The organism is Candidatus Zixiibacteriota bacterium (assembly GCA_018820315.1).
Classification (GTDB): domain Bacteria; phylum Zixibacteria; class MSB-5A5; order JAABVY01; family JAHJOQ01; genus JAHJOQ01.
This window is the reverse complement of the sequence record JAHJOQ010000095.1, coordinates 1-22,930: the sequence shown is the minus strand read 5'-3', so window position 1 is coordinate 22,930 and position 22,930 is coordinate 1. Positions and strand designations below refer to the sequence as shown.

Below are 22,930 nucleotides of genomic sequence, written 5' to 3'. Positions count from 1 at the left end.
CACTTGCTCGCGAGATTGCCGCCTGGCAAACACAGCGAAATGAAATAGAGGCAAAGGTAGATTGGCGCTTCACCAATGAAGATGCCAGGATTAAACTAAAGAGATTGTATCCTACATTATGTGGTTGACGGGACACTAGGGATTGATAGCCAAATGGAGATTGGTTATGAAGAGGATTGCTCACGGGGAGCTTTTGATCTTACACTTCAACGACTTACACACATTCGGAAACCACGATCAGAATCAGATTGACGCAAAAGATCAGTTGATTTGACGAAGGCGTGTCATGTCAGTGCGCAATGAGACTCAGTGAATCTGTTGGTGAGAGCGATGGAGAACTTTGTGTCGTTTCAACCTAATCCGAACTCTTGGTATTTGAAACTAAGACGTGGTTTTGTAGACTTGGCATGTCAGGGAGGAGTTTGTCATGAATGCCAGAGAAAACCAGAGTCCGGAGTCAATTGTTAGGGATATCCGCGACTACTACTCACAGTACGATGACCAAAACTCGATCGAAATGTGAGGTAGCGCCGTGCACTTGGATGTGAATCGCATGATGGCTGCAGGATGTGCCCGTATTCTATTTCCTTCTATTGTGTCTTCTGCCGCTGTCATTGAACGGGCGAGCTTCTTGGACTTTCAGTGTGCTGGTCTTGAATTCGGAACCGTTGAGAGCCAGCACAGCCTTTTTGGACTCCGATTTCTTAAACATCTCCACAAATCCTAAACCTCTAACACCAACGATTTCGACCTGCCTGACTCTACCATGAACAGAGAACAGTTCCTTGAGTTCTTCCTCCGTGGTCGAATTGTCGAAGTTAGTTACCAACATTCTGCTACTTGCCATCGCAACCTCCCTTGCCGATCCATTGAGATTTCGGCATAATGTGTGATAGGAAGGTAGGAGGGCCAAGCCCTCCTACCAATAAAATCAACCTGAATGGATGATTAGTAACGCCTCTGGCCTCGATCACCGCCTCCTCTATCCTCGCGCTGGCGTGCTTCGTTGACCTTCAACGTGCGTCCATCGAGGTCCTGGCCATTCAGCCCGTCGATGGCTGCAGTAGCCTCGCTCTGACCAGACATCTCGACAAAGGCAAAACCTCTTGGTCTCCCAGTGTCTCTGTCCGTAATCATGTTTACGTTTGTGACTTCGCCATAACTCTCAAATGCCTGGCGTAACTTCTCTTCCGTCGCGTCAAACGACAGATTGCCGATGTAGATATTCATTCTACTCTCCGGTTTTGTCTACCGAACTGCGAACCTCTGCTCAGATGCAGTATCGCGACGGCAGACCTGTTGATGCGCGTTATTGCGCGAGTATTCACCCAATTAATGCTTAAGCGGAATAAGACCGGTGAGTCGAATAGTGCTTTTGTGGACTAATCAAGGAAAACCATGTTCACACTGACTATAACGGCATATTTGCCTAAAGTTCCAAGTTGTTTCTTTATTTATTTTGCACATGAGGTTCTGCGAGCCGTTTGACCTCCTCCGGCAGGCGTTCGGATTCCCGAACCCAGAATGTCGAAAGGCAAATGATCATCTGGAATAGGCTTGGAGGCATCAGATTCGAAACTCGTTCACTTTACCGTTGAAATTCTTGAAATCGCTGCAGTCACAACATGACAAATCTAAGCACGCCATGCAGCTACTGTGTACTATTTTACGACGGTGTCCAAAGCATTGCGATGAGTGGGACAGTACCTTCCTACATCATTGGAGAATTAGAAATGACCATGCTTGGAGCTTCAAACGACGAGCGGCTATCGGCCACTCTTTTGGACGATGGTGAGATCACAAGACAAAATCAATCCGCCAGCACGCGCATGCAGTTGATTAAATCACTTACTCCAACGGTTGCTATGCCAGACATGACGTCAGACATGGCATAGGGAATAACCAACTCGTTATTATGGATGATAGCACCGCAGGTATAAACGACATTGGGGACATATCCCTCACGCTCTTCCTCACGCGGCGCAAGTAACGGCTCATCCAGGCGTGCGATGATTTTTGCAGGGTTGTCAAGATCAAGCAGCATGGCGCCAATGCAGTACTCACGCATGGGCCCGACACCGTGGGTGAGTACGATCCATCCTTCATCAGTTTCCAGGGGTGAGCCGCAGTTGCCGACCTGAATGAATTCCCAGGGGTGTGTTGGTTCCTGTATGATTCTGGATTCCTGCCAAAAGTGGATATTGTCTGAAAACATGATGTGATTGTTTTCTCCGTCCTGGCGCGCGAGCATGACGTAGCGATCATCAATCTTGCGCGGAAAAAGAGCCATGCCCTTGTTCTGTACCGCCTTGCCATTGAGGGTCAAAACGTTAAATTTGATAAAATCCTTTGTTTCAATTAGCTGCGAGAGGATATTAAAGCCGTTATAGGCTGTATACGTCGCATAATAGGTAACCTCACCGTTGTCATCAATGAACCGCACTAACCGGGCGTCTTCGATGCCTCTGCTTTCGTTTTCCGAAACCGGAAAGATAACCCGTTCGGAAATTGGGTGATCGGGTCGGAAACTCATCTCATAATTGGAATTCGCAAGCCAGTACATGACCTCGAAGGTCTCGTTTTGGCGCACCTCAGAGAAAATGGGTTGCGAGGTAAGCGCTCCAATCTTCTCCCTTAGTTCATTGTAGGTGAAGAATTCCGGCAGATGATTAAGTACATATGCTGCTATCTCATTGCCGGTGTCCATTTCGCAGAGCTTCAGCTGGAAAAGATGCCGGTCGTAAACCGCATCTACATGGAGATCCGGTGTTTCTACATATTCGCTAATGGGATCAAAGAGAATCGTATTGTCCTGGTCAAGATGACCGCTGCGAAATACAAGAGAAGAAACATGACCTTCGCCGGTTGCCCGCAGGCTCATAATAAAGCGCAAGCTGCCTTTGTCAAGTTGGCTCTGATCAGGGTGGGGAACAATTGAAGGGTTAAAAAGGGCAGCCGATTCAATGGAGTACTCCATGGTAAAATAGGCTCCGATAAGAGCCCCTTTGGTCTCGCTGAGTACGGTATTCCGAGGGACATAGTCTCTTACCTTATTCAAGTGAAGCTTAAAAACGCGTTTGATGTCTCTGTGCCGTTCGGAAAAATCAAGCATAATTTCTTCAAGCAAGTTTCCGGCTGTTGTGTCAGGCAAGTCAACTATGCGTTGAATGATCTTAGGTATGCGATACGCGCCGTCGGGCATATGAAGCCTGGCAATGACACGTGAGGATTCACCCAGGATTTTTCTCTTTTTGCGTTTGATTTTTGGATGCATAGTACTTTCTCGGTCATCAGACATGGTTCCTTGATAAATATTCCGATTTAGGAATGTCCCTTTGCTTTCTTACAGTGCTGACCTGGTATTTGTAAGACATAACTCTACAAGGTCATCAATCACTGCCGTGCCGACGCACATGACGGTATCAGCGCCGCCCCAGTATATTTTCACCGTACCGTCGTCTTCAGGAACAGCTCCGCATGTAAAAACAACATTGGGCACGTAGCCGCTCACCTCCCATGGGGCTTCAGGCTGCAGTATCCACTGATCGGAAACGCCGACGATTTTCGCCGGATCATTAAGATCGTGCAGGGCCACTCCAAGGCGATACACCGCACCGGCCATAGTCTTAAACACACCATGGTAAATATGCAGCCAGCCCTTGTCGGTTCTGAAAGGCGGCGCACCGGGCCCAATTTTCATTTCATCCCAGTGATAAGGAACCGGCTTCATAATCACGCGTGAGTCGCCCCAGTGAACAAGGTCGGGGGAATAGGATATCCAGATAGACCAGGGTGAGATTTCCGAATGCGGCCGGTCAAGACGCACATACCGGCCACCGAACTTTGCGGGAAAAATGACGACGTTACGAAGGTCGGCCTGGGTTATAAGAGCAATGCGTTCAACTTTATCAAAATCCCTGGTACGCGCAAGAGCAATCCGAACGCCGTTACGTGAATATGCGCTGTAGGTGAGCAGGTAGTCGTCCTCTACGGGACAGATCCTAAGGTCCTCGACTCCGAACTCTTCATATTCCGCAAATGAACTGTCCACTGCAGGTGTGAGAAAGGGTTTGGGATGAACCGTGAAGGAGAAACCGTCCTCGCTGTCAGCCCTGCCGATGATGGAGCGCCCGTTATGCCTGTGCGATCTGAAAAGCATAATGTAGCGGTCGTCATGTTTGACGATGCCAGCATTATGAACTGTGACTACAGGGTAGGGGATATCGTCCTTTGTGAGAATCGGGTTCTTATCGTAGCGCTTTATAATGCAATCGTTAATAGTCATAGTCAGTGCCGATGCTCCTCTTTTTCCGTCTTTTCGAGAATCGTCTCATAGACCTGAATATACTCTTCAACCATCCGACTGGTAGTGAAATACTGCTCGACGCGGCGACGGCAGCATGCCCTCTCAATATCTCCTATATGTGCAACAGCGTCTATCGCCTCATTCACTGTATTCACGAGAAAACCACTTTTGCCGTTCTCTATAAGTTCGGGCATGCTTCCCTTGTTAAAAGCGATCACCGGAGTACCGCAAGCCATGGATTCTATAACAGACAGGCCGAACGGCTCATTGAAATTGATGGGGTGCAGAAGCGCGGTTGTCTTACCAAGAAGCTGATTGCGCTGAACCGGCCCGACGCTACCGACATAAACAACACTGTTGTTGTCCAGGTGCGGTTCGATGTGCTGGCGATAGTAGGCATCATCCTGAATGATTCCCGCCAAGATCAGCTTTCTGTTGCAAACCCTGGCAATTTCAAGGGCTTCTCTGGCGCCCTTGTCGTGGTGAATGCGCCCGAAAAAGAGCAGATAATCGTCTGGATCAGGCTGAAAATCAAACTGGCTTATATCTATGCCGTGATGTATAGTCTTGATGTAGTCAAGCTCTGGCGACCGATCGGCGTCGCTGATGGAAACATAGAACACTTTGCCATTGTATTTTTTGTAAACAGGCAGAATCCCGGGCGATGAAAAGCCATGAATAGTACTAACGACCGGGGTGGTGATAAAGCCAGTATAGGTTAAGGGCAGGAAGTCGAAATTGTTGTGAACAATATCAAACTCGTCAGCATGCTCAAAGAGCTCCGAAATATGCAGGCACTCCCATACTTTTGGCACAACAGACTGGTCTTCTTCATAGCCCCGCGCGCAAACGGCATGCAGCTTGCCGCTTGTCTCCGAATCGGCAGTTGCGAAAAGGGTAACATTATAGCCGCGCGAAACCAACCCTTCGGTCAAAAGGGAGACGACACTTTCCCACGGACCGTAGTGTCGTGGCGGCGTGCGCCAGGCAATCGGTGAAAGCATCGCAACGCGCATACCAGTCCTTTAGGCTAACCGATTGGTTGGGACGATGGTTGTCTTAGAATCTCGTCGGCATGGAGCTTCTGCAAAGTCATCAGCGAAAGCAGCCATGCGAGCGTCGATTCGGCACCTTCATTCTGGTTGATGCCGTCGGCCATCAACCCGTCACGGCAGCCGCCAGTCTTCGGATCATAAAGTGGCGTATTCAGGTCGTTGTGTCCAAGAAACCAGTTAAAGCACATGGCGGCATTGTCGATCCAGATTCTGTCTCGCGTGATATTGTAGGCTTCGACGCAGGCTCCTATCATAGCATTGGCCTCAATTGGCTGCTGATCGAATCTGGCCTTTGTGCCACCTTTCTCATACCACCCGTTATTGCCGATGGGTACGAAATGGTCGTCTTCGGTCTGGATAGTGAGTAACCATTTGAGCGATCTGACTCCCATATCGACCATGTCACTACGCTGCATCCATTGGCCGGATAGGAGCAGGGCATGTGACAGCTTTCCGTTGGCATAGTTTAGAGCGTTTTCCAGCCAGGGCCAGCTTTCTGTTGCGTTGCTATTGAACTGATCGAAAAGTCTGTTTGCAGTGATCTCTCGAACTCTGCGTACTTCACTGTCGCCTGAGAATTTTTGCAGGTAGGCGTGAATGCCCACCAGGGCAAAAGCGATAGCTCGGGGCGATTCGAAGTGTTCCACAGCTTTAATTGCTTTACTGAAGAGCGTCATGCTCATAGCCTTCTGTCCGGGATTGCCAAGAAAAGCAACGGACTCGCCCAGGCCCCAGAGCGCTCTGCCGTGAGCATCCTCGGAACCCACCTCCTCACTCCACTGCCGGTCATAGGTCATGAAATTGCGGAACCTTCCATTCTCGTCATTGAAGGAGTGCATTAGAAAGCTGAGATACTGGCTGCAGAGCGAATCGAAGCACTTGCTGCTGGTATCCAGATATTCCCGGCCCATGGCAGCAACCATCATGGCTCTGGCATTGTCATCAGTGCAGTAACCATGACCACGATCCGGAACGGTATGGGTGGCATGTTGCAAGATGCCAGTATCATCGGTCAGGCTTTTCAGGTGATCAAGTTTCATCTCCGGGAGCTCGAAATTTGTGATGGATTTGATGTTTTCAATATACGTGTGTCGGGGGCGGGGGTGCTGGGAACGGTTGAGCTGAACCTCGCTGAAGACCTCGAGATATCTTCGGGAAACCTCTTTCCAGGTAGCTTCGCGACAGAATACATAGGCCCTCTTGCGCATGGTATGCAGGTTCGCATCGTTGTCAAGGAGGTCATTAATATTATCCGCTATGGCACCGGGGCTCTTGAATGGAACGATTATTCCCCGTCCGTCGGCGAGCATCTCGGTCGCATACCAGTACGGAGTTGATATAACTGCTTTGCCGGTTCCCATGGCATAGGCGAGCGTCCCTGATGTAATCTGGCATTCTTCAAGATAAGGGGTGACATATATATCAGCGGCGCCGAGAAACTCACACAACTCTTTCAGTGCCACAAACCGGTTATGAAAAATGACATGATCGCTGATATTGAGTTTGCGTACGAGCTGCTGCAGACTGATACGGTATTCCTCCCCATGCTCTTTTATAATATGCGGATGTGTTGCTCCCAGGATAATGTAGGTAATATCGGGATGTTCTTTGATGACGGCCGGTAGCGCCTGCAGCACATATTCAACACCCTTATTGGGGGAAAGAAGGCCGAATGTGAGAAGCACCTTTTTCCCTTCCACTCCGAACTTATCTTTGTAAAAGTTTGGATCAATGAAAGGCATATCCGGAATGCCATGATGGATGAAGGCGATTTTCGCCTCCGGAACTGCATAAACATCTCTGAGGAAATCGCAAGCTTTCTGGCTCATCACTATAAGTTTGTCGGACAGTTCAGCCAGCTTGTTCATAACCTCACGATATTCTGGAAGTGGATCTTTCAATACCGTATGCAGCGTTGTCACGATCGGCATGCGAAGCTCTCCGAGAAGTTTCAGGAGATGGCTGCCGGCCGGTCCGCCGAAAATACCGTATTCATGCTGCACGCAGACAATACCAGTCTGGCCGATATTGAGAAACTCCGATGCCACACCGTAATCGGCAAGTCTGTTCTGGTTGATTACGAATCGCACTTTCCCAGGATATGCATATCCCTCGGGTTTGTCATTCATGGCAACCGCCCAGCAGTTAATATCGGGCGCCTCTGCCGATAAGGCTTCAACCAGATCAGTAGTGAATGTCGCAATACCGCACTGGCGGGGCAAATAGTTGCCGATTACGGCAACGGAGCCGACTCCATCATAATACCGAATAACAGATGCCATACAAGCTCCTCATTTTCATATCACGCGGCAACTCGCCCTCCGTAACACTCTTTCGCCTTCATATTATCCCCACTCGCACTATTCCGAGCTTTTGAGCAAGTGAAGGTACCAAGACTCCAACCTTCGTGAATTCTGTGACGAACAAAATGGTCAGCCGTGAAGCCCTATTCCCACCTCCTGACTGCGCTGAGCGCCGTCAGAGATTGGGGACCAAAGTCGCTGAAAGCTACGACATAGTTTGTCTGATTACAAACGCTTTCTTGCGGTTTTGTCTCCTCTGTGTACCCTGACCCACGTTTTACGTTGACTTGAAGGCTCCGGACATATACCCTCCCGCAATCTCATTGCTATGTTACTCGATCAAGTCCAATTAGAACGGGTACTTAGATGACATGGATGCTGGGAGGGAGCGCTGCAGAGTAAGTGACTTGGCTGCCTCAAACCACACTCATGAAATACTCGACCAAAGGCTCAAAAGTTCTAAGATAGTTCTGTCCGGGGAGCTTGATTGAAAACCACGAACCTTCCAGGGCAACAAGGTTAACAACGCAACGGGAAAAACGGGAGGCGAGAGATGACGCTAAGTCTTGATTTGATAACGAGTTGCGGCAACACAAGCATGGAAGCAGATTCTCCAATTCGAGAACGAAAACACGGGGTGAGAGTGCAACCGTGGGGGTTGCGCACTCTCACCGAGAATGTCCTCTCCGAATTCTCTCGTTCTCCGTTTAACATGTATCATTGTTTAACAGCTCGATTGCACAAGGGTGAGCTTGAGCAACCGTTTTCTGCCTGACAATTGGCGGGCTTATTGAAAGGTAATTACGCATGATGCAAAGGAAAATACTTTACCTGGAATACAGCATAGAACTATCTCACCTTTATAACTTCTACAGATTGAGCGAGAGAGCGTGTACAGATGAGCGCATCTTAGGTGAATTCGTTCGAGACGAAACTAGAGAGATGATTCAGTTATCATCACAATACCTGATAGATCCCGTTGGAGGACAGAGAGTCGTGCACGATATCATGCCAGGAGAAGTAGTCAAGAGAGTAACTGATGACATAAGCAAGGGTTTACCTTTGTTGCGGCGACAGTTATTGGAGACATCCTATTCAATATTCGAGAGGTTCCTTTGTCATGTCCTGCGAGTCTACCTACATACTTTTCGTGAGGTTCTCAAAGAGAGTAACCCGTCCTTCACATTCCGCGACATCGCTGATTCACCGGACAGTGAGTCCATCTTTGGTGTGATTGTAGAAAGAGAAATCGACAAGTTCCGTTGGTTGAGCCTGAAGGACAAGAAGAGATACATGGGGAAGCGTCTACATATCTACGACTGGGAAAACATCTGGATCCATGAAGGTGGGGCACTCTGGGAAGATATTGATAAGAAGCGGAAGGCTATAGTCCATGACGAAGGTGTACCTGATATCTCATTCAACTATCTACTGACTGTCATCAACTACTTCCAGAGAATTTTCTTGCTCGTCGCTACTTACGGACAGGTGTTTCAGGGCATTCCATTCGAACCTGAGGCAATGTCATCAATTTGTAAGAAGAAGACGCCGCCGACACTGAAGCCACCTCTTGAAGGCTAGGATGTCGTGGATCGGGCAAAACCTGCGTGTTCTGGGCAAAGTCAGCGGTGACATTGTGTCTAATTGAGAACAGTCATTAACAGGGTTGCCCATGGGGGAGCTTCAATATTATCCGCCTCCTCGGGCGGTTTTTTTTAACCCCAAACCCTCCCGCTTGACCCGGTCTATGCTCTGTCGTTTTTATCGTGGTCTCACTCACCTACCCCACGTCACTCATCCGTATCCGTTCTCCGTTATTCGAGTTGCCTTGCTTAACAGTCCGGTTGTACGACGGCACCCTGTCCGACATTCCGAACTCCTTTCCGGTATGTATCTGCTGGAAGCCGGACAATAAGAGTCCGGCGATAAGCGGATCACCAGACTGCGGAAGCGGCCGTGAGAACGGAGACCGTGGTGGGTGCCGATGATATCGCTCTCAAGCGGTACCGAGCGGGCGCTCATTGATCGTCCACGACGATCATCACCTACAGCTCACGGCATCCACGGCAGTCCCTTCTACGGTCCCCGCGAAGGAGGACCTGATGCAATCAACGGAACACATCCCGGTTGCAGTCGCGGAGGTCACTGCGGAGATCGCATCGATTCTTGCGAAGGGCTTCATGCGTCGGCGAAAACGTGCCAGATTCGACCCCGATATCGGAACTGAGCGGCGTAATGCGGCGGACATTGAAGAATCAGAGACAATTAAGGAGAAACCACTTGATTGTTCGCGGAGACTGTAGCGTACGTGTATGAGCGAGTTAACGCCCGCAGATTGTGGTGTAGGTCGTGCAACAGGCGAAGAGATTGAGCCGAGGAGGCTTCGGATGAATACAGCAACATACAAGGAGATTCGGGAACTCTCGCGAATGACGGTAGGAGAACTCCGGGAGAAGTATCTCGAAGTCTTCGGTGAGGAGAGCCGCTCCCGTCACAAAGAGTTTCTCCGAAAGCGCATCGCCTGGCGGCTTCAGGCGTTGGCCGAAGGCGACCTTTCCGAGCGAGCACGTAAGCGCGCAGAGGAGTTGGCTAACGACGCAGACCTCCGAATGCGTGCACCGCGTGATTCAGCAGGGCTTGGCTCTGCTGAAGTGATGGCGAGAACAACCAAGAATTGTATTTCATCCTCCCGAGATAAAAGGCTGCCTCTGCCGGGGACGCTTCTCGTCCGCGAGTTCCAAGGCAGAGACATCTTGGTCAAAGTCCTCGACAGCGGTTTCGAGTTTAATGATCGCCGCTACAAATCCCTCTCCGCGATTGCACGCGAGATCACCGGCAGCAGGTGGAACGGATTCCTTTTCTTTGGAATCAGTGGTGGCGGAACTGGTAATGGCGGCAACCGCAGTTCCGTGAAGAGGAACGCATGAGCAGAAATAGTGTGCAGGATAGGTCATTAAATGACCAGTCAGCTTCGGTGACCAGTGGAACCATCCGTTGTGCCATCTATACACGCAAGTCGACCGAGGAAGGGTTGGAGCAGGAGTTCAACAGCCTCGATGCCCAACGGGAATCGGCCGAGGCTTACGTCGCGAGCCAAAGGCACGAAGGGTGGATTTGTCTATCGGCGCGCTACGACGATGGTGGTTTCACCGGCGGCAACATCGAGCGGCCCGCTCTTCAACGCCTTCTATCCGATATCGAAGCGGATGAAATCGACTGTGTGGTGGTCTACAAGGTGGATCGTCTCAGCAGGAGCCTGCTGGACTTCGCCCGCATGATGGAGCTGTTTGACAAGCATGGCGTGAGCTTCGTCTCGGTTACCCAGCAGTTCAATACGACGAGCTCTATGGGACGGCTCACTCTTAATATCCTGCTCTCTTTCGCTCAGTTCGAAAGGGAGATCATCTCTGAGCGCACGCGCGATAAGATGTCCGCTGCGCGTAAGAAGGGCAAATGGATCGGTAGCCAGCCTGTCCTGGGATATGACGTGGACCGGGAACGCGGCAGGTTGGTCGTTAACGAGGATGAAGCGACACAGGTACGGGCTATTTACGAACTCTACCTGGAGCACAAGTCGCTGATTTTGGTAGTGCAAGAACTCGAGCGTAGGGGATGGCGGACCAAGCGGCTGATCACCAAGAAAGGCCGGGAACGTGGCGGGAAACCGTTCACCAAGAACAGCCTTTTCAGACTGCTCACGAATGTGACATACCTTGGCAAAGTCGACTACAAGGGAACGATCTACGAAGGCGAGCACGACGGGATTGTGGACGCTGATGTGTGGCAGCGCGCCCGGGATACACTCCGACGGAATGGTCAGACTGGCGGCAAAGACGTACGGAACAAGTATGGGGCGCTCCTGAAGGGACTACTTCACTGCGTGCCGTGCGGCACAGGCATGATCCACGCTTACACGCAGAAGAAGAACAAACGGTATCGATATTACGTCTGCCTGAACGCACAGCAGCGTGGCTGGTCTTCTTGCCCAACTAAATCGGTGAATGCTCAGGAAATCGAGAGTGCGATAGTCGAACACATTCGAGCGATAGGAAGCAATGACGATAGGAAGCAATGAGATGATCGTCAGGACGACTTTGGCCAAATTACGAGAAGAGAGCGAAAAGCGTCTGGATGAATTGGGAACTGAGCAGCGGAGTTCCGAGCGAGAACTCAAGAAGTCGCACGCGAGAGTCAGGAAGCTTGTAAGCGTGTCTTCGGCCTCTGCTTCTGACGGAGTAGCGGTCACTGACCAGCTTGCGGATCTGCAGGATCGGATACGTGTACTGGAACAGCGAACGATCGCCATCCGTGAAGAAGTCTTATCGCTCAAGCAAGAAGCTGTCGATGAAGTAGACTTGACCCAGGCGCTTTCCGCCTTTGATCCGGTCTGGGAATCGCTGAGTCCTCGTGAACAGTCCAGGCTTATCAGGCTCCTGATCGAGCGTGTTGGATACGACGGACGGGACGGCAAAGTGACCGTCACCTTCCGTTCACTGGGCATCAAGGCACTGTGTACCGAGGCGGACCTTCGTGATAGAGAGGATATAGCATGAAACGCCGCGGGTCAGATACAGCAGGAGTCGAGCTTACCCAGTTGCAGGTCTCGTTCACTCTCAAGCCCAAGAACGGGCGGCGAAATCGTGCCCAGCAGCGAGTCGCATGCCGAAGCGTGGAAGCTGGCAACATACCGCGCATCTCGAAGCTGATGGCCCTGGCGATCCGCTTAGATGAGCTGATTCGTAGAGGCGAAGTGCAAGACTATGCTTATCTGGCGCGGCTGGGCCACGTGACGCGCGCTCGGATCACGCAGATCATGATGCTCCTCAACCTCGCACCCGACATTCAAGAAACCCTCCTGTTTCTGCCCCGCACTGTAAAAGGTCACGATCTAATCCGCGAGAGGGACGTTCGCCCTATTGCCGCAATTCCTTACTGGAATCGCCAGCGAAAGATGTGGTTGGAGCTGCATGATGAGCGTTTGAAATAGATTATCAGGTCGGGTATTCTAGTCGGAATCTCATCACCTTGCGACAAGGTGACAACACGAATCCCGAAATTACTTCTGTCTCCTCAGCGATGAATCCAACTTCCGGGCGTTCGCGAGACGCTCTTCATTCGCTTAAGATCGTAGAGAAGCACTGCCATGGATAGGGGGCGCTAGTGAGACTTCTCAACGAGAAACTACACGAGCAAGTTTCCGTACATGTAGATAGCGAGGCATGCCTGGATGTTAGCTCGGCGGCGCAACGGGCTTGCAATTGCTGTACAAATATGGATTCGGATGTCTGATGCAATGGTTAAGAAGGCCCAACATACGCAGACCAAGCAGCGTGTCAAGGTTAACGACAGGTATGAGCGATTCCTCGAGTACAGATTAACAGCCGCCGAAACGGCATACGAGTGGTTCGTTAAATCACGATGGATGAGTCCCTATCAGAGTGGACTTGAAGAGCAGGCTCAGTATCCAGAACGATGGCGGGAGTATTGTGATGAAGATCGACTGTGGGGCATCACAAAACAGGGAGTGTATTTTGCCATTGATGAGTGTATTGACAATGACGACCCGGTACTCATTCTGGGTGCAACTGGCACTGGTAAGGAACTTGTGTGCAACGCCATCCATAGACACAGCAAGAGTAGGAAAGGACCTCTCAAAAAAGCCAATTTGGCGGGACTTCCAACTGAGCTTCTTTCTTCGGAGTTGTTTGGCCATGTTAAAGGAGCGTTTACCGGCGCTAACAAGGACAGACAGGGAGCCATTGAGCTTGCAGACGGAGGCACACTGTTCCTGGATGAAATCGGTGACTTGACGCCCGAAGCGCAGAAGAAACTGCTACGATTCCTCCAGGACGGGAGCTATGAGAGAGTCGGCGAAGCGGGGAAGCAGATGAAAGTCGATGTTCGCATTATTGCTGCAACTAACCGGGAAATCGACAAGGCGGAATGCAGGCAGGAACTCAAGTTTCGCGATGACCTGTACTACAGACTGTGCGGCATACCGATCAGGATGGCTCCACTCCGAAAAACGTTCGCAGAGATCGCGTACCTGACAGCGCGCTTCCTTGTAGAGTCAAATCAGGAAGGGAGAGAGCGCATATCTTGCTTGCCTTTTGATTTCGTGGTGAACATGCTCTTGTATGGCTGGCTCGGTAACGTGAGGCAGCTGGAGCATACGCTGAGATTTGTGTTCCGCCGCGTCCGTAAGAAGTTGATCGAGTACAAGAAAGTGAAGAAGTTCATCAAACAGGAAAAACTCCCCAGCACCGGGTATGAATACTTGCGATCGTGTATGACAGAATTCTCAAGTGCTTTCTTTGACTATATCGGAGGTGAAGAAACAGCTGGGCTCGTGGAAGATGTGGACGGTACAATTGTACCTGAACTACCTTTCGGCTACAAATGCTACGTCGGCGTCCCACTGTCTCTGGACATCGTCTGCGCACGTATTCAAGCGGTACCATTTATCTCGGCGAGTACCGGTCATTTGCAGTCTCCCAGTTTAGTATACCTAAGACTGCTGGCGGACCATATCGGCAAGAATAAGACATTCCGGAATTTGGCACCACAGTATTCGAAAGTCCACAAATCCGATGATTCAAGAAGACAACCGCGGCCGCTGTCAGCGAAGGTATCAGATTACACGCAAGACAAATTCCGAGTGGCATTAGAGAATTTCAAGACCGAGTATTTCGGGAGACTGTTCGAAGCAAATCCCACTGCAACCAATACCTCGATAGTACAGCAGACCGGTGCTGATCCAGCGACAGTTGCGAAGTATCGAAATGCCTGGCAAGAAAAAACCACTGGGAAATGATCCTAGAAATGTGAATTGATCGTGTTAATCAATCGGATTCTTGCCGCAACTACTAAGCCTCTGCACCGAACCTCCTTCATGTAACGCGGTCGCCTTCCATCACTTAGACAATTATAGTATCTGTGGCATACAGATTGCGATTGTCAGGCCACAGATCGCCAACGGAGGATCTCTCGGAGATTGATCGGATGTTGGTCGGCTGAATTGTGAGGGTTAACAACCGACGCGCCGGAGCCCCCATCAAGTTAAGAATCATAATTGACACTGCGGAGGACTTACGTGTCGAAAGAAATGACGAAGTCAAGTTTGAGTTCTGGCAGGATACATCTAGTCGAACTGGCGCAGAAGCTGAATCATGGTCGCATCGTGCTACTTCCTGTTCTCGATGGCGAACCACAGTTCGATCCGCCGCCAACCGTACTGTGACTGTTTCTCATTGGCAAGGACAACGGCCCGCATCCATCGCACGGCAAGGAGGATTTCATCATCAAAGAAGAGTGGGCGGAACTGTTCAATATCTTCGATCGAGATCAGTCTTTCATAATCGATGAGCTTGTAATTGCTGACGGCTTGCCTGTCCGCATGACTGTGAGGGAGAAGGCTTAAGTGTAGATACTCTTCAGGAAAAACAGAAACACCAGACAATTAACTGGCCGAAGAGCGGAGGTTGTTGTGGGTGTCGTCAATACCGGCGGCCCATGACATCTCCGCTCTCTTCATATAGGCCAGCCCTCTCGGTACAAGTCGGCACCCACACGAACTCCTCCTCGGCCTCGAGGAGGGACAAATGGGATCCAAAAGTCGCATTGAAGGAATCGACGAGTATGCCACTCAACTCGTCGAGTACAAGGTGGGGGAGTTAATTGGACGTTACGGCTTCACCGAATCTGACCGAGATGACTTGGTACAAGAACTCAAACTCGACCTGCTTCGCCGGCTTCCGAAATTTAACCCAGCACGCGCCCAGCGTAGCACTTTCATTGATCGCGTGGTTAACCACGCAATCGCCACAATAATTAAAGCTCGGACAGCAGGCCTCCGGGACTATCGTCTGTGCCGTTGCTCCTTAGATGACCTGCTGGAAGACGATGAGGGTTGCTCCGTCAAGCGGATGGAGACTTTCGACTGCGAAGACTGTCAGCTTCGTACAGGTAAGCTATCACGGCCAGTAGTTGAGATGCTGGAACTATCCATTTGCGTTCAACAGGCAATGGAGCAACTCCCACCCGATTTGCGCGAACTGTGCCAGCGTCTCATGAACTACACCGTAACAAGGATCTCCTGCGAGACAGGTATACCACGCGGGACGATTTACGACTTGATCAAGAAGATACGCACAGTCTTCAAGGAAGCCGGATTGGGTGATTACGTATAACAACCCGACGATCAGGGCTAAGCCCCGGTAGGTATAGACCGGGTCGGATGCATTGTCAGCATATAAGCAATTGCCGACACCATCCGGCCCGGGCGCCCCTGACATATCGCACTGAATGAAATGGAGAAAACACCATGAACCGAGAACTCTGCAGATACAGCTTCGACTCCAAGGTCCCGATCCAGGACGTCGAAGAGTCCCTGCTCTTGGCGGTGCTCGCCACTGAATTCCTTTATGGCCGGTCGATGATTCGCCTGCATGCGTCATTCTGCCTGGACCCGAAGAAACACTCCTGTGTGGTCGATGCGGCGACTGAGGTCGGGTGGGCAATTTCCCGCATCTTCACCGGCTTTCTCACACGAGAGTTTGGGGAAGAGGCCTTCAAAGTAGTGCGTGTGGGTGACAGTACCGCTGTCAGCCCCAGCCCCAAAGCCGCGGGGGCCGCATGACTGAAGGAAGAGCGGTCACGAACTATTCGATGTCAAGCCTGCTTCGCTTTCGAGTCTGACTGTACAGAGATCGTCTGCCGCGCCCTCTTCGCCGGAGAATTACTCCGTCAAGGGGCATGAGGATTCCGTGGCGGTGTAGCGCAAGACCCTCGAGGACTTCGTCTCCACCGTCATCCGTTCCCGGAAACGGTTCAAGAGGGAACTCCAGCGCCTTTCCGGGTATGCGTCCGCGTGCATCGTCGTTGAGGCCGACCTCAGCGACATCCTCGGCGGGCGTTACCGCTCCGGTGCGCACCCCAACGCCGTTCTCGGAACTGTTCTTTCCATCGTCGTCGACTCCGGCATCTCGGTATTCTTCTGCTCCGACAGGCAGGCGGCCTGCCGATTCGTCGAGGGCTACTTGCTCAGATTTCACCGGAAGGAAGTGAGAGGATAACGCTCAAATCACCGGCTGCAATGCCTGTAGCAGAGCGGAGGGTATTGCAATCCGAGTGCATTTGCTTGTTAGGCATTATCGAGAATAGTCTTTCTTATTTCCGCATTTCTAGATAACACCCTTAAATGCTCTCGATGAAGCTCAAAAAGTGACTTTGAATTTCCATTATTCTTCAAGATGTAAACTGGACTTGTCGAATAGCCGATTGCTCCCAGCGGGTTAGAGCTTAAATATAGGGTTTCATTATCTATCATAACGTAATGCCAAAACGGGTATTCGTCGTAATAGTCTAAAAACACTCTTTCAGGAATTTCTTTGGTCAAGTCGATGATATCTTGATATCCATCACCTCCTTTTCCAACCGGATACTTGTCCTTAGTATCTTGCTCTCTTTGCTTTAAGTGGCTGGAAGCTGGATCAAGCAGATAGAAATGGAAGCGAACCCGGCTTAATTCAGATATGAGCTCAGAGAGTTCAACACCAGGTATAAAACCACCAGTAACAAGAACACTTTCAACACTAACTTTTGCCTGTGAAGCCACTTGCGTAAAGTAGTTTCCATAGCTTTTCCGACTATCTTTGATTTCCTGGATACCTAATTCTTGTACGCCACCTTTGATCAGCTCCTGCAGACTGTCCTTTAGATTTTGTATTTCTGTTGCCTTGTTCGCCCTCACCCACCCGATAGCAGGATAGGCCTTAATCGTCTTTGTTAGACTTAGGGCGACCAAGCCAGGAAGCTCATCTGCATTTTTCCAGAATTTTACCAATCTACCGGTTGATATTCTATCTCGAAAATTCTGAAGACGTTGTCTAAGAGCAGGGTCTATGTCTGACTTTTCAACTGATATTTTATTTGGCTCTGAATGCAAAAAAGCGATAACTTTTAAACCAAGAGATAGCGCATAATCGTACTCTAGCTCAGTAAAACTTATGCCCTCATTTGTAATTGAACCGTATCTTCCACCAATTATTAGTAAGTAGTAATCACAATCGTCAATTATTCGCTTAATAAACTCGAATTGCTCTTCATCACTTGCCGGAAATAGTTCCATACCTGCTGGAATACAATCCATTTCCATAATGGTTTGCATCACCTTGCTACGCTCTTCTTTCAAATCAGCATAAGTCGAGCTTACGAATATTTGATATCTTTTATCCATTTATAGACATGTCCTACATTAATGCCTAACGCTCAGCATCAGCGGCGACCGCGAAGCGGCCGTCCGACTGCATGCTGTTGTTAACCCGCACTTGGGTACATGGATCCATTTCGTCTACCCTTGAAGCGTCACTCGTACCACTCTCTTCAGGGAGTCACCCAGATTCGGAAGATCCTTGCTATCTTTGGTCAGGAACCTGAGTTCGTCAAGCGCAGCCTCAAGAGCGTGTTTCTTGTGCTTCAGGTCACAGGCAATCCTCGCCATGCCTATCCCAGTAATCCCGGAGCCAAGCGCCTCCGCTAGATTTGAGGCTTTCTCTCCCTTGGATTCAGCCTTCTGGCGTTTGTCTTCGCAACTCGAGATGCTCTCAAGCGAATCCTCGATCTCCGAGCAGAAAAGACGCTCCAACATTCGGATTTTGTCTGCGTTCTCAATGGGTTGGGAGAAAACGTCATCTATCTGTGCGCAAAGCCTATCGGCAATCCCTCTGACGTTTGATGAGGCGAGCTTCTTGATTCCGTCAGACATGTCAATGGATGGCTTCTGATCAGTTGCTTCCTGCCGATCACGAACATGCAGCGCGTTGATCACACGTTGCAGCTGCGTTTCGAAGGAGGTCGGATTCTTCCAACCGGAGAAATCGGGGATGAAATATGAGCGGATCTCCCGTGCAAGATCTCTTCCCGAGTCAGCATCGAACGACTCCCATCTCTGGATCTCCTCAATTGGAGCTAGGCCGATGGGGAAGAGAACGTTCTGACTCCCTGATTGCTCTCTAGAAAGAGCATCGAGGATTTCGCTTCTTACCCAGTTGCTCTTCATGCTGCTCTCAGACAGAACAAAAATCAGTCTATCGAATGCTGCGATTGCCTTCTTGATCTGGTCCCGAATCCGCTCGCCTGGACGAATGTCGTCAGAGGCGAACCACACTCTTACTCCATTCCGTCGGAGGGCAGCGGCCAGCTTCTGTGCGAAAGGTTCATCTTCGTGTGAATAACTGATGAAGCACGACAGGAAGGCCTTGGCGGTCGAATGAGGCTCTCCCTTGGGTGAAACAGCATAATGATCAATCCAATCTGAAAGCTCATCGGCTCCGACTAAATGGAGATCGTGGCGGGCTTGGCTGAGTTCGATGGCGCCACCGGTGAATCCGCTTGTCGAAACTATGATGGCATTAGGTACACCGATATGCGCCTTCACCCCGAGGAGACCCCGGGTCACCTCAACGCCAACGGGTCTGTCCTCCCGGTACTTCTTGCATTCCACAATCCATGAGGTCTGCAGCCGAGTCTGATCGGAACTCACGGCGAGGATATCGTAGCCACCATCTCGGGAGGGAGGCGTAAGATTGACTTCCCAACCCATTCCAGCAAGAAGTTCAGCGACGACTTCTTCGAACTCCCTCGGTTGGAGTTCCAGAACCGCTCTGGGATTGTACTTCAGCTTGAGGATGAGTTCTCTCGTATCCATTGTTTACAACCTGATACTCCGTCGGACTAACAATGTTTATATGGTTTCTTCATAACACCCATGGTCCGCGAATTTGCGGGATAAGACCGCAATACCAGAATCGGCACAAGCTTCGTAATTGCAAATTGTTAGATCGGATGCAAGCCTTGGGCCTGGGTGATATATGGTTTCGGATAAAACACCCTCGCTTCTCCTCTACAAGTCGTCCACGGGGTTATTCACGCCCTTGCCGCCTCGATTAAGGACATGAGCATAGACCATTGCGGTTCTCACCTGTCTCACCGTCAAGTCATTCTCATACGTTGACAAATCGAAGTCTTGGCCCTTACCGAATATACGCCGTAACATTTTCATCCCTTTCGTGGGCGCGGCCTATTGTCTTTTGACGGACGTTTCTTCACCCACGCATCCAGTTCCTCGGCGTCAAACCGCCAGACCCAGCCCATCCGATGGGCGGGTAGATCGCCTTCACGAGCCAGACGGTCGCCCGTGGACTTGCCGATCTTCAGTCGTCGCGCCCCCTCTTCCAGCGCTTGCCAGCTCGTCATGGCATTCAGTCCTATCGATATTTGTTGACTGATGCTAAAATACGACATTACCCGACAGAAACGCAAGTTCATTTTCTCCCTTTCCGACAGAATCGTGCTCCTTCCGGTAAGTAACAGGTGACTGGAATGAGATTGCCCATGGAGTGAGATTCAGATGACGAGAGAGAACTCGGACAACGTGAAGGACTATTACAGGCGAATAACAGAGGTCGACATCGGTGATGTCGCGCGTGAACTGTTCGGTGCTCGCATCAGGCACGAATCCGAAATTCTGCTTCAGTGCGACTGCCCTCACCACAAGAGCCAGTCCCATCTTTCCCTGCACATCATGCTAGACAAACAGGGCTGGTATTGCTTTGGCTGCGGCGTGGGCGGAGATGTGCTCCAGCTTGTCGAGTTCATCCAGTCAGGACAGGTTACACGAGGGCAGTCGGGTTCCATGCCTGAGAGCCATCGTAAGGCACGTGATTTCCTGGCGGTCAAAGCTGGCCTGCCGCCTCTGGCCAAATACGGGCTTTCCTCGGATGAACTGGCACGAGAAGAGGCCAGGCGCGTCATTGAACTTCGCGTCTTCGATGTGCTGTCGGCTATGGCGAAGTTCTATCATCAGGCGCTAAAGAGCAATCAGGAGGTGCTCGACTGGTTCAGGTCTAAGTACGGAATCTCGGATGAAACCGTGGAGCAGCTGCTCATTGGCTATGCGGACAACGGCAATGGCAAAGGTATCATCCGCACACTGACCGGCAAAGAACATGGCTTCAGTCCGCAAGACTTGGTAGCGTCAGGCGCATTTCGCGTCACGAAGCAGGGTGAACTTCAGCCATTCTTTGACCGGCGAATCGTGTTTCCATACTGGAGCCGTGGCCGTGTGGTCTTCATGATCGGTCGCAAGACTCCACTGACCCCCGACAACCCGTGGGAACAAGGCAAGTACAAGAAGCTGCCGGTTCACGACACGAATAAACACAAGCACATCGCTATCTGCATTGACAACAGCCATCTTTACAATGAAGATTGCCTGCTATCCAATCCTGAGCGACTGATCATCACCGAAGGGGTCACCGATTGCATCTCACTCATGGACCACGGATTTCCTGCAGTCTCGCCTGCGACCGTCCAGATTCGTGAGGCGGACAGGGAACGGTTGGTGGCGCGTCTTCGGAATGTGAAGACAGTTTTCATCTGCCAGGATAACGAGATTTCTCAGGCCGGACTGAATGGCGCTCTCAAGACGGCCTCAGTCCTTGCCAGCAATCAGATACAGGCGAAGGTCGTGATACTTCCGCTGGACGAGCCACGCGAGAATGCCCGGCGTGAATTGTATGAGAGATTTGGTATAGACGCAACGATAGATGCGCACGAGGTTAAGAGCCGTCTCGACGGCCATTCGCCGGATGATATCAGCGATGCAGAGCGCTTGTTGTCTGAGGCCAAGATCGACGTCAATGACTATTTCGCGGCAGGTCACACTGTGCTGGAATTCGAGGAGTTGTTGGCCAGGGCACAAACACCACTCGAATTCAGCATCTCCAGTCTGCCGACGGACGTATCCGAGGAAAAGCTCATCCGCTTGCTTGAACCGATACTCCTCGATATTGGCCAGCTACCCCCATTGGAGCAGGATAGACACTTGAGACTCATCAGGGATCAATGCGGAAAACAGGGACCGTCCCTTGCCACACTGCGAGCACAAGTTACGGCAACCCAAAAGGAACAGCGCTCCAAGGAGAGACATCAGCGAAGGGCAGAGATGCGGCCGTACGACGCCACGCCTGGATCCTGCAAAGCAAGATTGAATGAGGTTCTTGCAGCCACGCCATCACCTGACTACAGGGTTGCCGCGGAGGCAGCATATGAATGGTTCACGGACCATGGAGCACAATTCTTCCACACTCCCCATGCCGAACCGTTCATGTTCTTTGAGGATACGATTCTGTGGATGGACAGCTCGGACCGCGGACGCAAACGGCTCTATGCCTCGACACTCTATAAACACACAGGCATGGTACAGACGACAACCGGCGGGCGCACGTTTTACGAGGTGCTTTCGAATCTGGCGGTTGAGAGAGGAGAGGTAAGGGAGCACTCATCCTGGCTGCATTCCGACGTTTCAAACTACACGGTGTACTACAACCTCAACAATGCCGAGCACGAGATTGCCAGAATCACGCCTAAGGGTGTGGAGATCATCAAAAACGGCGGCAACGAGGATGGCATCATTCTTGAGGGATCCCGCAAGATGGCACCGATACATTTCGTTCCCAAAGCTAATCTTGTGGAAGCCGATCGGATGCTAACAGAACTCGTTCACAATAACCTCACCTGCGCGCCAGGGAACCGAGACCTGATTCTTGAGTGGGTATCTTGCTTCCTCTTGCTTGACTTCGCCGGAACTCGACCGATGATGCGATTTGAAGGTCCTGCAAGCTCGGGCAAGACCACTGCGAGCAAACTGATCTCTGCGCTGCTTTACGGAGAACCGCAGCAGAAGAAGAGCACAGATGCGGCCAACTACACCGACGGTTCACAAAATCCGCTAATCGTCCTCGACAACATCGAAGTCAGGCAGATGACCGAGGACCTGACAACCTTCATCCTAACCAGCGTTACCGGCATCGCCAAAGAGAAGCGCAAAAGCGGCACGGACACCGAGACGGTTGTCGAGCGGCCTAAGTGCCTACTGAACACCACAGGCATTGAGCCTCTTGGAGGCGAACTCGGCGAGATCCAGTCGCGCTCGTTCATCATCCGCTTTGAAATAGGAGAGCAGGCGAGCGACTGTTTCATCGAGGCGAAGATCCTGGCTGAAATCCGCAAGCGCCGTGACCTGCTCATCTCAGCTTTGCTAATCCGCACGAGCCGAGTGCTCGCTATGATGAGGGATGGTGCACAAGAGAAGGTGATGCGGCTCTTGCATCAAACGCTCGGCAATCACAGCAAACGCCGGTGCAACGATTATCTGAGCTTGATGTATCTGATGAGACTGTCCGGCAAACCAAGGGACGAGGTTG

The 22,930-nt window shown here is 50.9% G+C and carries 20 protein-coding genes and 2 pseudogenes; 12 read left to right on the top strand and 10 right to left on the bottom strand.

Annotation, left to right across the window (positions count from 1 at the left end; all coding sequences use genetic code 11):
• On the top strand, nucleotides 1-128 hold a 128-nt coding region (locus tag KKH67_09300), incomplete at its 5' end, for an IS630 family transposase (GenBank protein ID MBU1319375.1).
• A 452-nt stretch (nucleotides 129-580) separates the two neighbouring features.
• Here KKH67_09300 and KKH67_09295 read toward each other — a convergent pair.
• The 6 genes from KKH67_09295 to KKH67_09270 all read right to left on the bottom strand — a co-directional run bounded on the left by KKH67_09295 (nucleotide 581) and on the right by KKH67_09270 (nucleotide 7,643).
• On the bottom strand, nucleotides 581-847 hold the full coding sequence (locus KKH67_09295; protein MBU1319374.1) for an RNA-binding protein: 267 nt from the start codon (nucleotides 845-847) through the stop codon (nucleotides 581-583).
• Nucleotides 848-948: 101 nt separating this feature from the next.
• Complete coding sequence (locus KKH67_09290) at nucleotides 949-1,230, bottom strand: RNA-binding protein (protein MBU1319373.1); 282 nt, start codon at nucleotides 1,228-1,230, stop codon at nucleotides 949-951.
• A gap of 580 nt (nucleotides 1,231-1,810) precedes the next feature.
• The gene (locus KKH67_09285) at nucleotides 1,811-3,274 is read right to left on the bottom strand and encodes a glycoside hydrolase family 130 protein (GenBank protein ID MBU1319372.1); all 1,464 of its coding nucleotides are present in this window, start codon (nucleotides 3,272-3,274) and stop codon (nucleotides 1,811-1,813) included.
• A 69-nt stretch (nucleotides 3,275-3,343) separates the two neighbouring features.
• The gene (locus tag KKH67_09280; protein ID MBU1319371.1) at nucleotides 3,344-4,285 is read right to left on the bottom strand and encodes a glycoside hydrolase family 130 protein; all 942 of its coding nucleotides are present in this window, start codon (nucleotides 4,283-4,285) and stop codon (nucleotides 3,344-3,346) included.
• A gap of 2 nt (nucleotides 4,286-4,287) precedes the next feature.
• Complete coding sequence (locus KKH67_09275; GenBank protein ID MBU1319370.1) at nucleotides 4,288-5,322, bottom strand: glycosyltransferase family 4 protein; 1,035 nt, start codon at nucleotides 5,320-5,322, stop codon at nucleotides 4,288-4,290.
• A 14-nt stretch (nucleotides 5,323-5,336) separates the two neighbouring features.
• Nucleotides 5,337-7,643: a glycosyltransferase family 4 protein gene (locus tag KKH67_09270; protein ID MBU1319369.1), complete on the bottom strand. Its 2,307-nt coding sequence runs from the start codon at nucleotides 7,641-7,643 to the stop codon at nucleotides 5,337-5,339.
• Between the two features lie 828 nt (nucleotides 7,644-8,471).
• Between KKH67_09270 and KKH67_09265 the strand changes: the two genes are divergently transcribed.
• The 10 genes and pseudogenes from KKH67_09265 (at nucleotide 8,472) to KKH67_09220 (ending at nucleotide 16,738) form a co-directional block, all read left to right on the top strand.
• A complete protein-coding gene (locus tag KKH67_09265; protein ID MBU1319368.1) occupies nucleotides 8,472-9,245 on the top strand; it encodes a hypothetical protein in 774 nt (257 codons plus the stop codon).
• A 521-nt stretch (nucleotides 9,246-9,766) separates the two neighbouring features.
• Entirely contained in the window at nucleotides 9,767-9,967 is a 201-nt protein-coding gene (locus KKH67_09260; GenBank protein ID MBU1319367.1) for a hypothetical protein, read from the top strand.
• Nucleotides 9,968-10,051: 84 nt separating this feature from the next.
• Complete coding sequence (locus KKH67_09255) at nucleotides 10,052-10,591, top strand: DUF2924 domain-containing protein (GenBank protein MBU1319366.1); 540 nt, start codon at nucleotides 10,052-10,054, stop codon at nucleotides 10,589-10,591.
• Nucleotides 10,588-12,217 (top strand): annotated as a pseudogene (locus KKH67_09250) (recombinase family protein). Before KKH67_09255 ends, KKH67_09250 begins: the two are co-directional and overlap by 4 nt.
• Nucleotides 12,214-12,651: a hypothetical protein gene (locus KKH67_09245; protein ID MBU1319365.1), complete on the top strand. Its 438-nt coding sequence runs from the start codon at nucleotides 12,214-12,216 to the stop codon at nucleotides 12,649-12,651. The pseudogene KKH67_09250 and the gene KKH67_09245 overlap by 4 nt, the downstream one beginning before the upstream one ends.
• A 306-nt stretch (nucleotides 12,652-12,957) precedes the next feature.
• Nucleotides 12,958-14,478 (top strand): sigma-54 factor interaction domain-containing protein, encoded by a 1,521-nt coding sequence (locus tag KKH67_09240; protein ID MBU1319364.1) that lies wholly within the window; start codon nucleotides 12,958-12,960, stop codon nucleotides 14,476-14,478.
• Nucleotides 14,479-14,757: 279 nt separating this feature from the next.
• Nucleotides 14,758-14,904 carry a hypothetical protein gene (locus KKH67_09235; protein MBU1319363.1) on the top strand — a complete coding sequence of 49 codons (147 nt, stop codon included), beginning with the start codon at nucleotides 14,758-14,760 and terminating at the stop codon, nucleotides 14,902-14,904.
• 361 nt (nucleotides 14,905-15,265) lie between these two features.
• Nucleotides 15,266-15,853 (top strand): sigma-70 family RNA polymerase sigma factor, encoded by a 588-nt coding sequence (locus tag KKH67_09230; GenBank protein MBU1319362.1) that lies wholly within the window; start codon nucleotides 15,266-15,268, stop codon nucleotides 15,851-15,853.
• Between the two features lie 134 nt (nucleotides 15,854-15,987).
• A complete protein-coding gene (locus tag KKH67_09225) occupies nucleotides 15,988-16,302 on the top strand; it encodes a hypothetical protein (GenBank protein MBU1319361.1) in 315 nt (104 codons plus the stop codon).
• Nucleotides 16,303-16,738: pseudogene (locus KKH67_09220) on the top strand (hypothetical protein).
• A gap of 68 nt (nucleotides 16,739-16,806) precedes the next feature.
• Here KKH67_09220 and KKH67_09215 read toward each other — a convergent pair.
• From KKH67_09215 to KKH67_09200, 4 genes are all read right to left on the bottom strand, one after another.
• Nucleotides 16,807-17,901 (bottom strand): DUF4062 domain-containing protein, encoded by a 1,095-nt coding sequence (locus KKH67_09215; GenBank protein MBU1319360.1) that lies wholly within the window; start codon nucleotides 17,899-17,901, stop codon nucleotides 16,807-16,809.
• A 114-nt stretch (nucleotides 17,902-18,015) separates the two neighbouring features.
• A complete protein-coding gene (locus KKH67_09210) occupies nucleotides 18,016-19,371 on the bottom strand; it encodes a TIR domain-containing protein (GenBank protein MBU1319359.1) in 1,356 nt (451 codons plus the stop codon).
• A 195-nt stretch (nucleotides 19,372-19,566) separates the two neighbouring features.
• Nucleotides 19,567-19,719 (bottom strand): hypothetical protein, encoded by a 153-nt coding sequence (locus KKH67_09205; GenBank protein MBU1319358.1) that lies wholly within the window; start codon nucleotides 19,717-19,719, stop codon nucleotides 19,567-19,569.
• Nucleotides 19,720-19,721: 2 nt separating this feature from the next.
• Nucleotides 19,722-19,991 carry an excisionase family DNA-binding protein gene (locus KKH67_09200; GenBank protein ID MBU1319357.1) on the bottom strand — a complete coding sequence of 90 codons (270 nt, stop codon included), beginning with the start codon at nucleotides 19,989-19,991 and terminating at the stop codon, nucleotides 19,722-19,724.
• A gap of 82 nt (nucleotides 19,992-20,073) precedes the next feature.
• Here KKH67_09200 and KKH67_09195 point away from each other — a divergent pair.
• Nucleotides 20,074-22,930, top strand: a 2,857-nt coding sequence (locus tag KKH67_09195) for a DNA primase (protein ID MBU1319356.1), incomplete at its 3' end; no start/stop codon positions are given.

Excerpts from the sequence above, each read along its gene's own strand:
- KKH67_09285 (MBU1319372.1), bottom strand. The coding sequence starts at position 3,274 with ATGCATCCAAAAATCAAACGCAAAAAGAGAAAAATCCTGGGTGAATCC.
- KKH67_09245 (MBU1319365.1), top strand. The coding sequence starts at position 12,214 with ATGAAACGCCGCGGGTCAGATACAGCAGGAGTCGAGCTTACCCAGTTG.
- KKH67_09270 (MBU1319369.1), bottom strand. The coding sequence starts at position 7,643 with ATGGCATCTGTTATTCGGTATTATGATGGAGTCGGCTCCGTTGCCGTA.
- KKH67_09215 (MBU1319360.1), bottom strand. The coding sequence starts at position 17,901 with ATGGATAAAAGATATCAAATATTCGTAAGCTCGACTTATGCTGATTTG.
- KKH67_09210 (MBU1319359.1), bottom strand. The coding sequence starts at position 19,371 with ATGGATACGAGAGAACTCATCCTCAAGCTGAAGTACAATCCCAGAGCG.
- KKH67_09295 (MBU1319374.1), bottom strand. The coding sequence starts at position 847 with ATGGCAAGTAGCAGAATGTTGGTAACTAACTTCGACAATTCGACCACG.
- KKH67_09255 (MBU1319366.1), top strand. The coding sequence starts at position 10,052 with ATGAATACAGCAACATACAAGGAGATTCGGGAACTCTCGCGAATGACG.
- KKH67_09265 (MBU1319368.1), top strand. The coding sequence starts at position 8,472 with ATGATGCAAAGGAAAATACTTTACCTGGAATACAGCATAGAACTATCT.
- KKH67_09260 (MBU1319367.1), top strand. The coding sequence starts at position 9,767 with ATGCAATCAACGGAACACATCCCGGTTGCAGTCGCGGAGGTCACTGCG.
- KKH67_09280 (MBU1319371.1), bottom strand. The coding sequence starts at position 4,285 with ATGACTATTAACGATTGCATTATAAAGCGCTACGATAAGAACCCGATT.
- KKH67_09275 (MBU1319370.1), bottom strand. The coding sequence starts at position 5,322 with ATGCGCGTTGCGATGCTTTCACCGATTGCCTGGCGCACGCCGCCACGA.
- KKH67_09205 (MBU1319358.1), bottom strand. The coding sequence starts at position 19,719 with ATGTTACGGCGTATATTCGGTAAGGGCCAAGACTTCGATTTGTCAACG.
- KKH67_09225 (MBU1319361.1), top strand. The coding sequence starts at position 15,988 with ATGAACCGAGAACTCTGCAGATACAGCTTCGACTCCAAGGTCCCGATC.
- KKH67_09200 (MBU1319357.1), bottom strand. The coding sequence starts at position 19,991 with ATGAACTTGCGTTTCTGTCGGGTAATGTCGTATTTTAGCATCAGTCAA.
- KKH67_09240 (MBU1319364.1), top strand. The coding sequence starts at position 12,958 with ATGGTTAAGAAGGCCCAACATACGCAGACCAAGCAGCGTGTCAAGGTT.
- KKH67_09290 (MBU1319373.1), bottom strand. The coding sequence starts at position 1,230 with ATGAATATCTACATCGGCAATCTGTCGTTTGACGCGACGGAAGAGAAG.
- KKH67_09230 (MBU1319362.1), top strand. The coding sequence starts at position 15,266 with ATGGGATCCAAAAGTCGCATTGAAGGAATCGACGAGTATGCCACTCAA.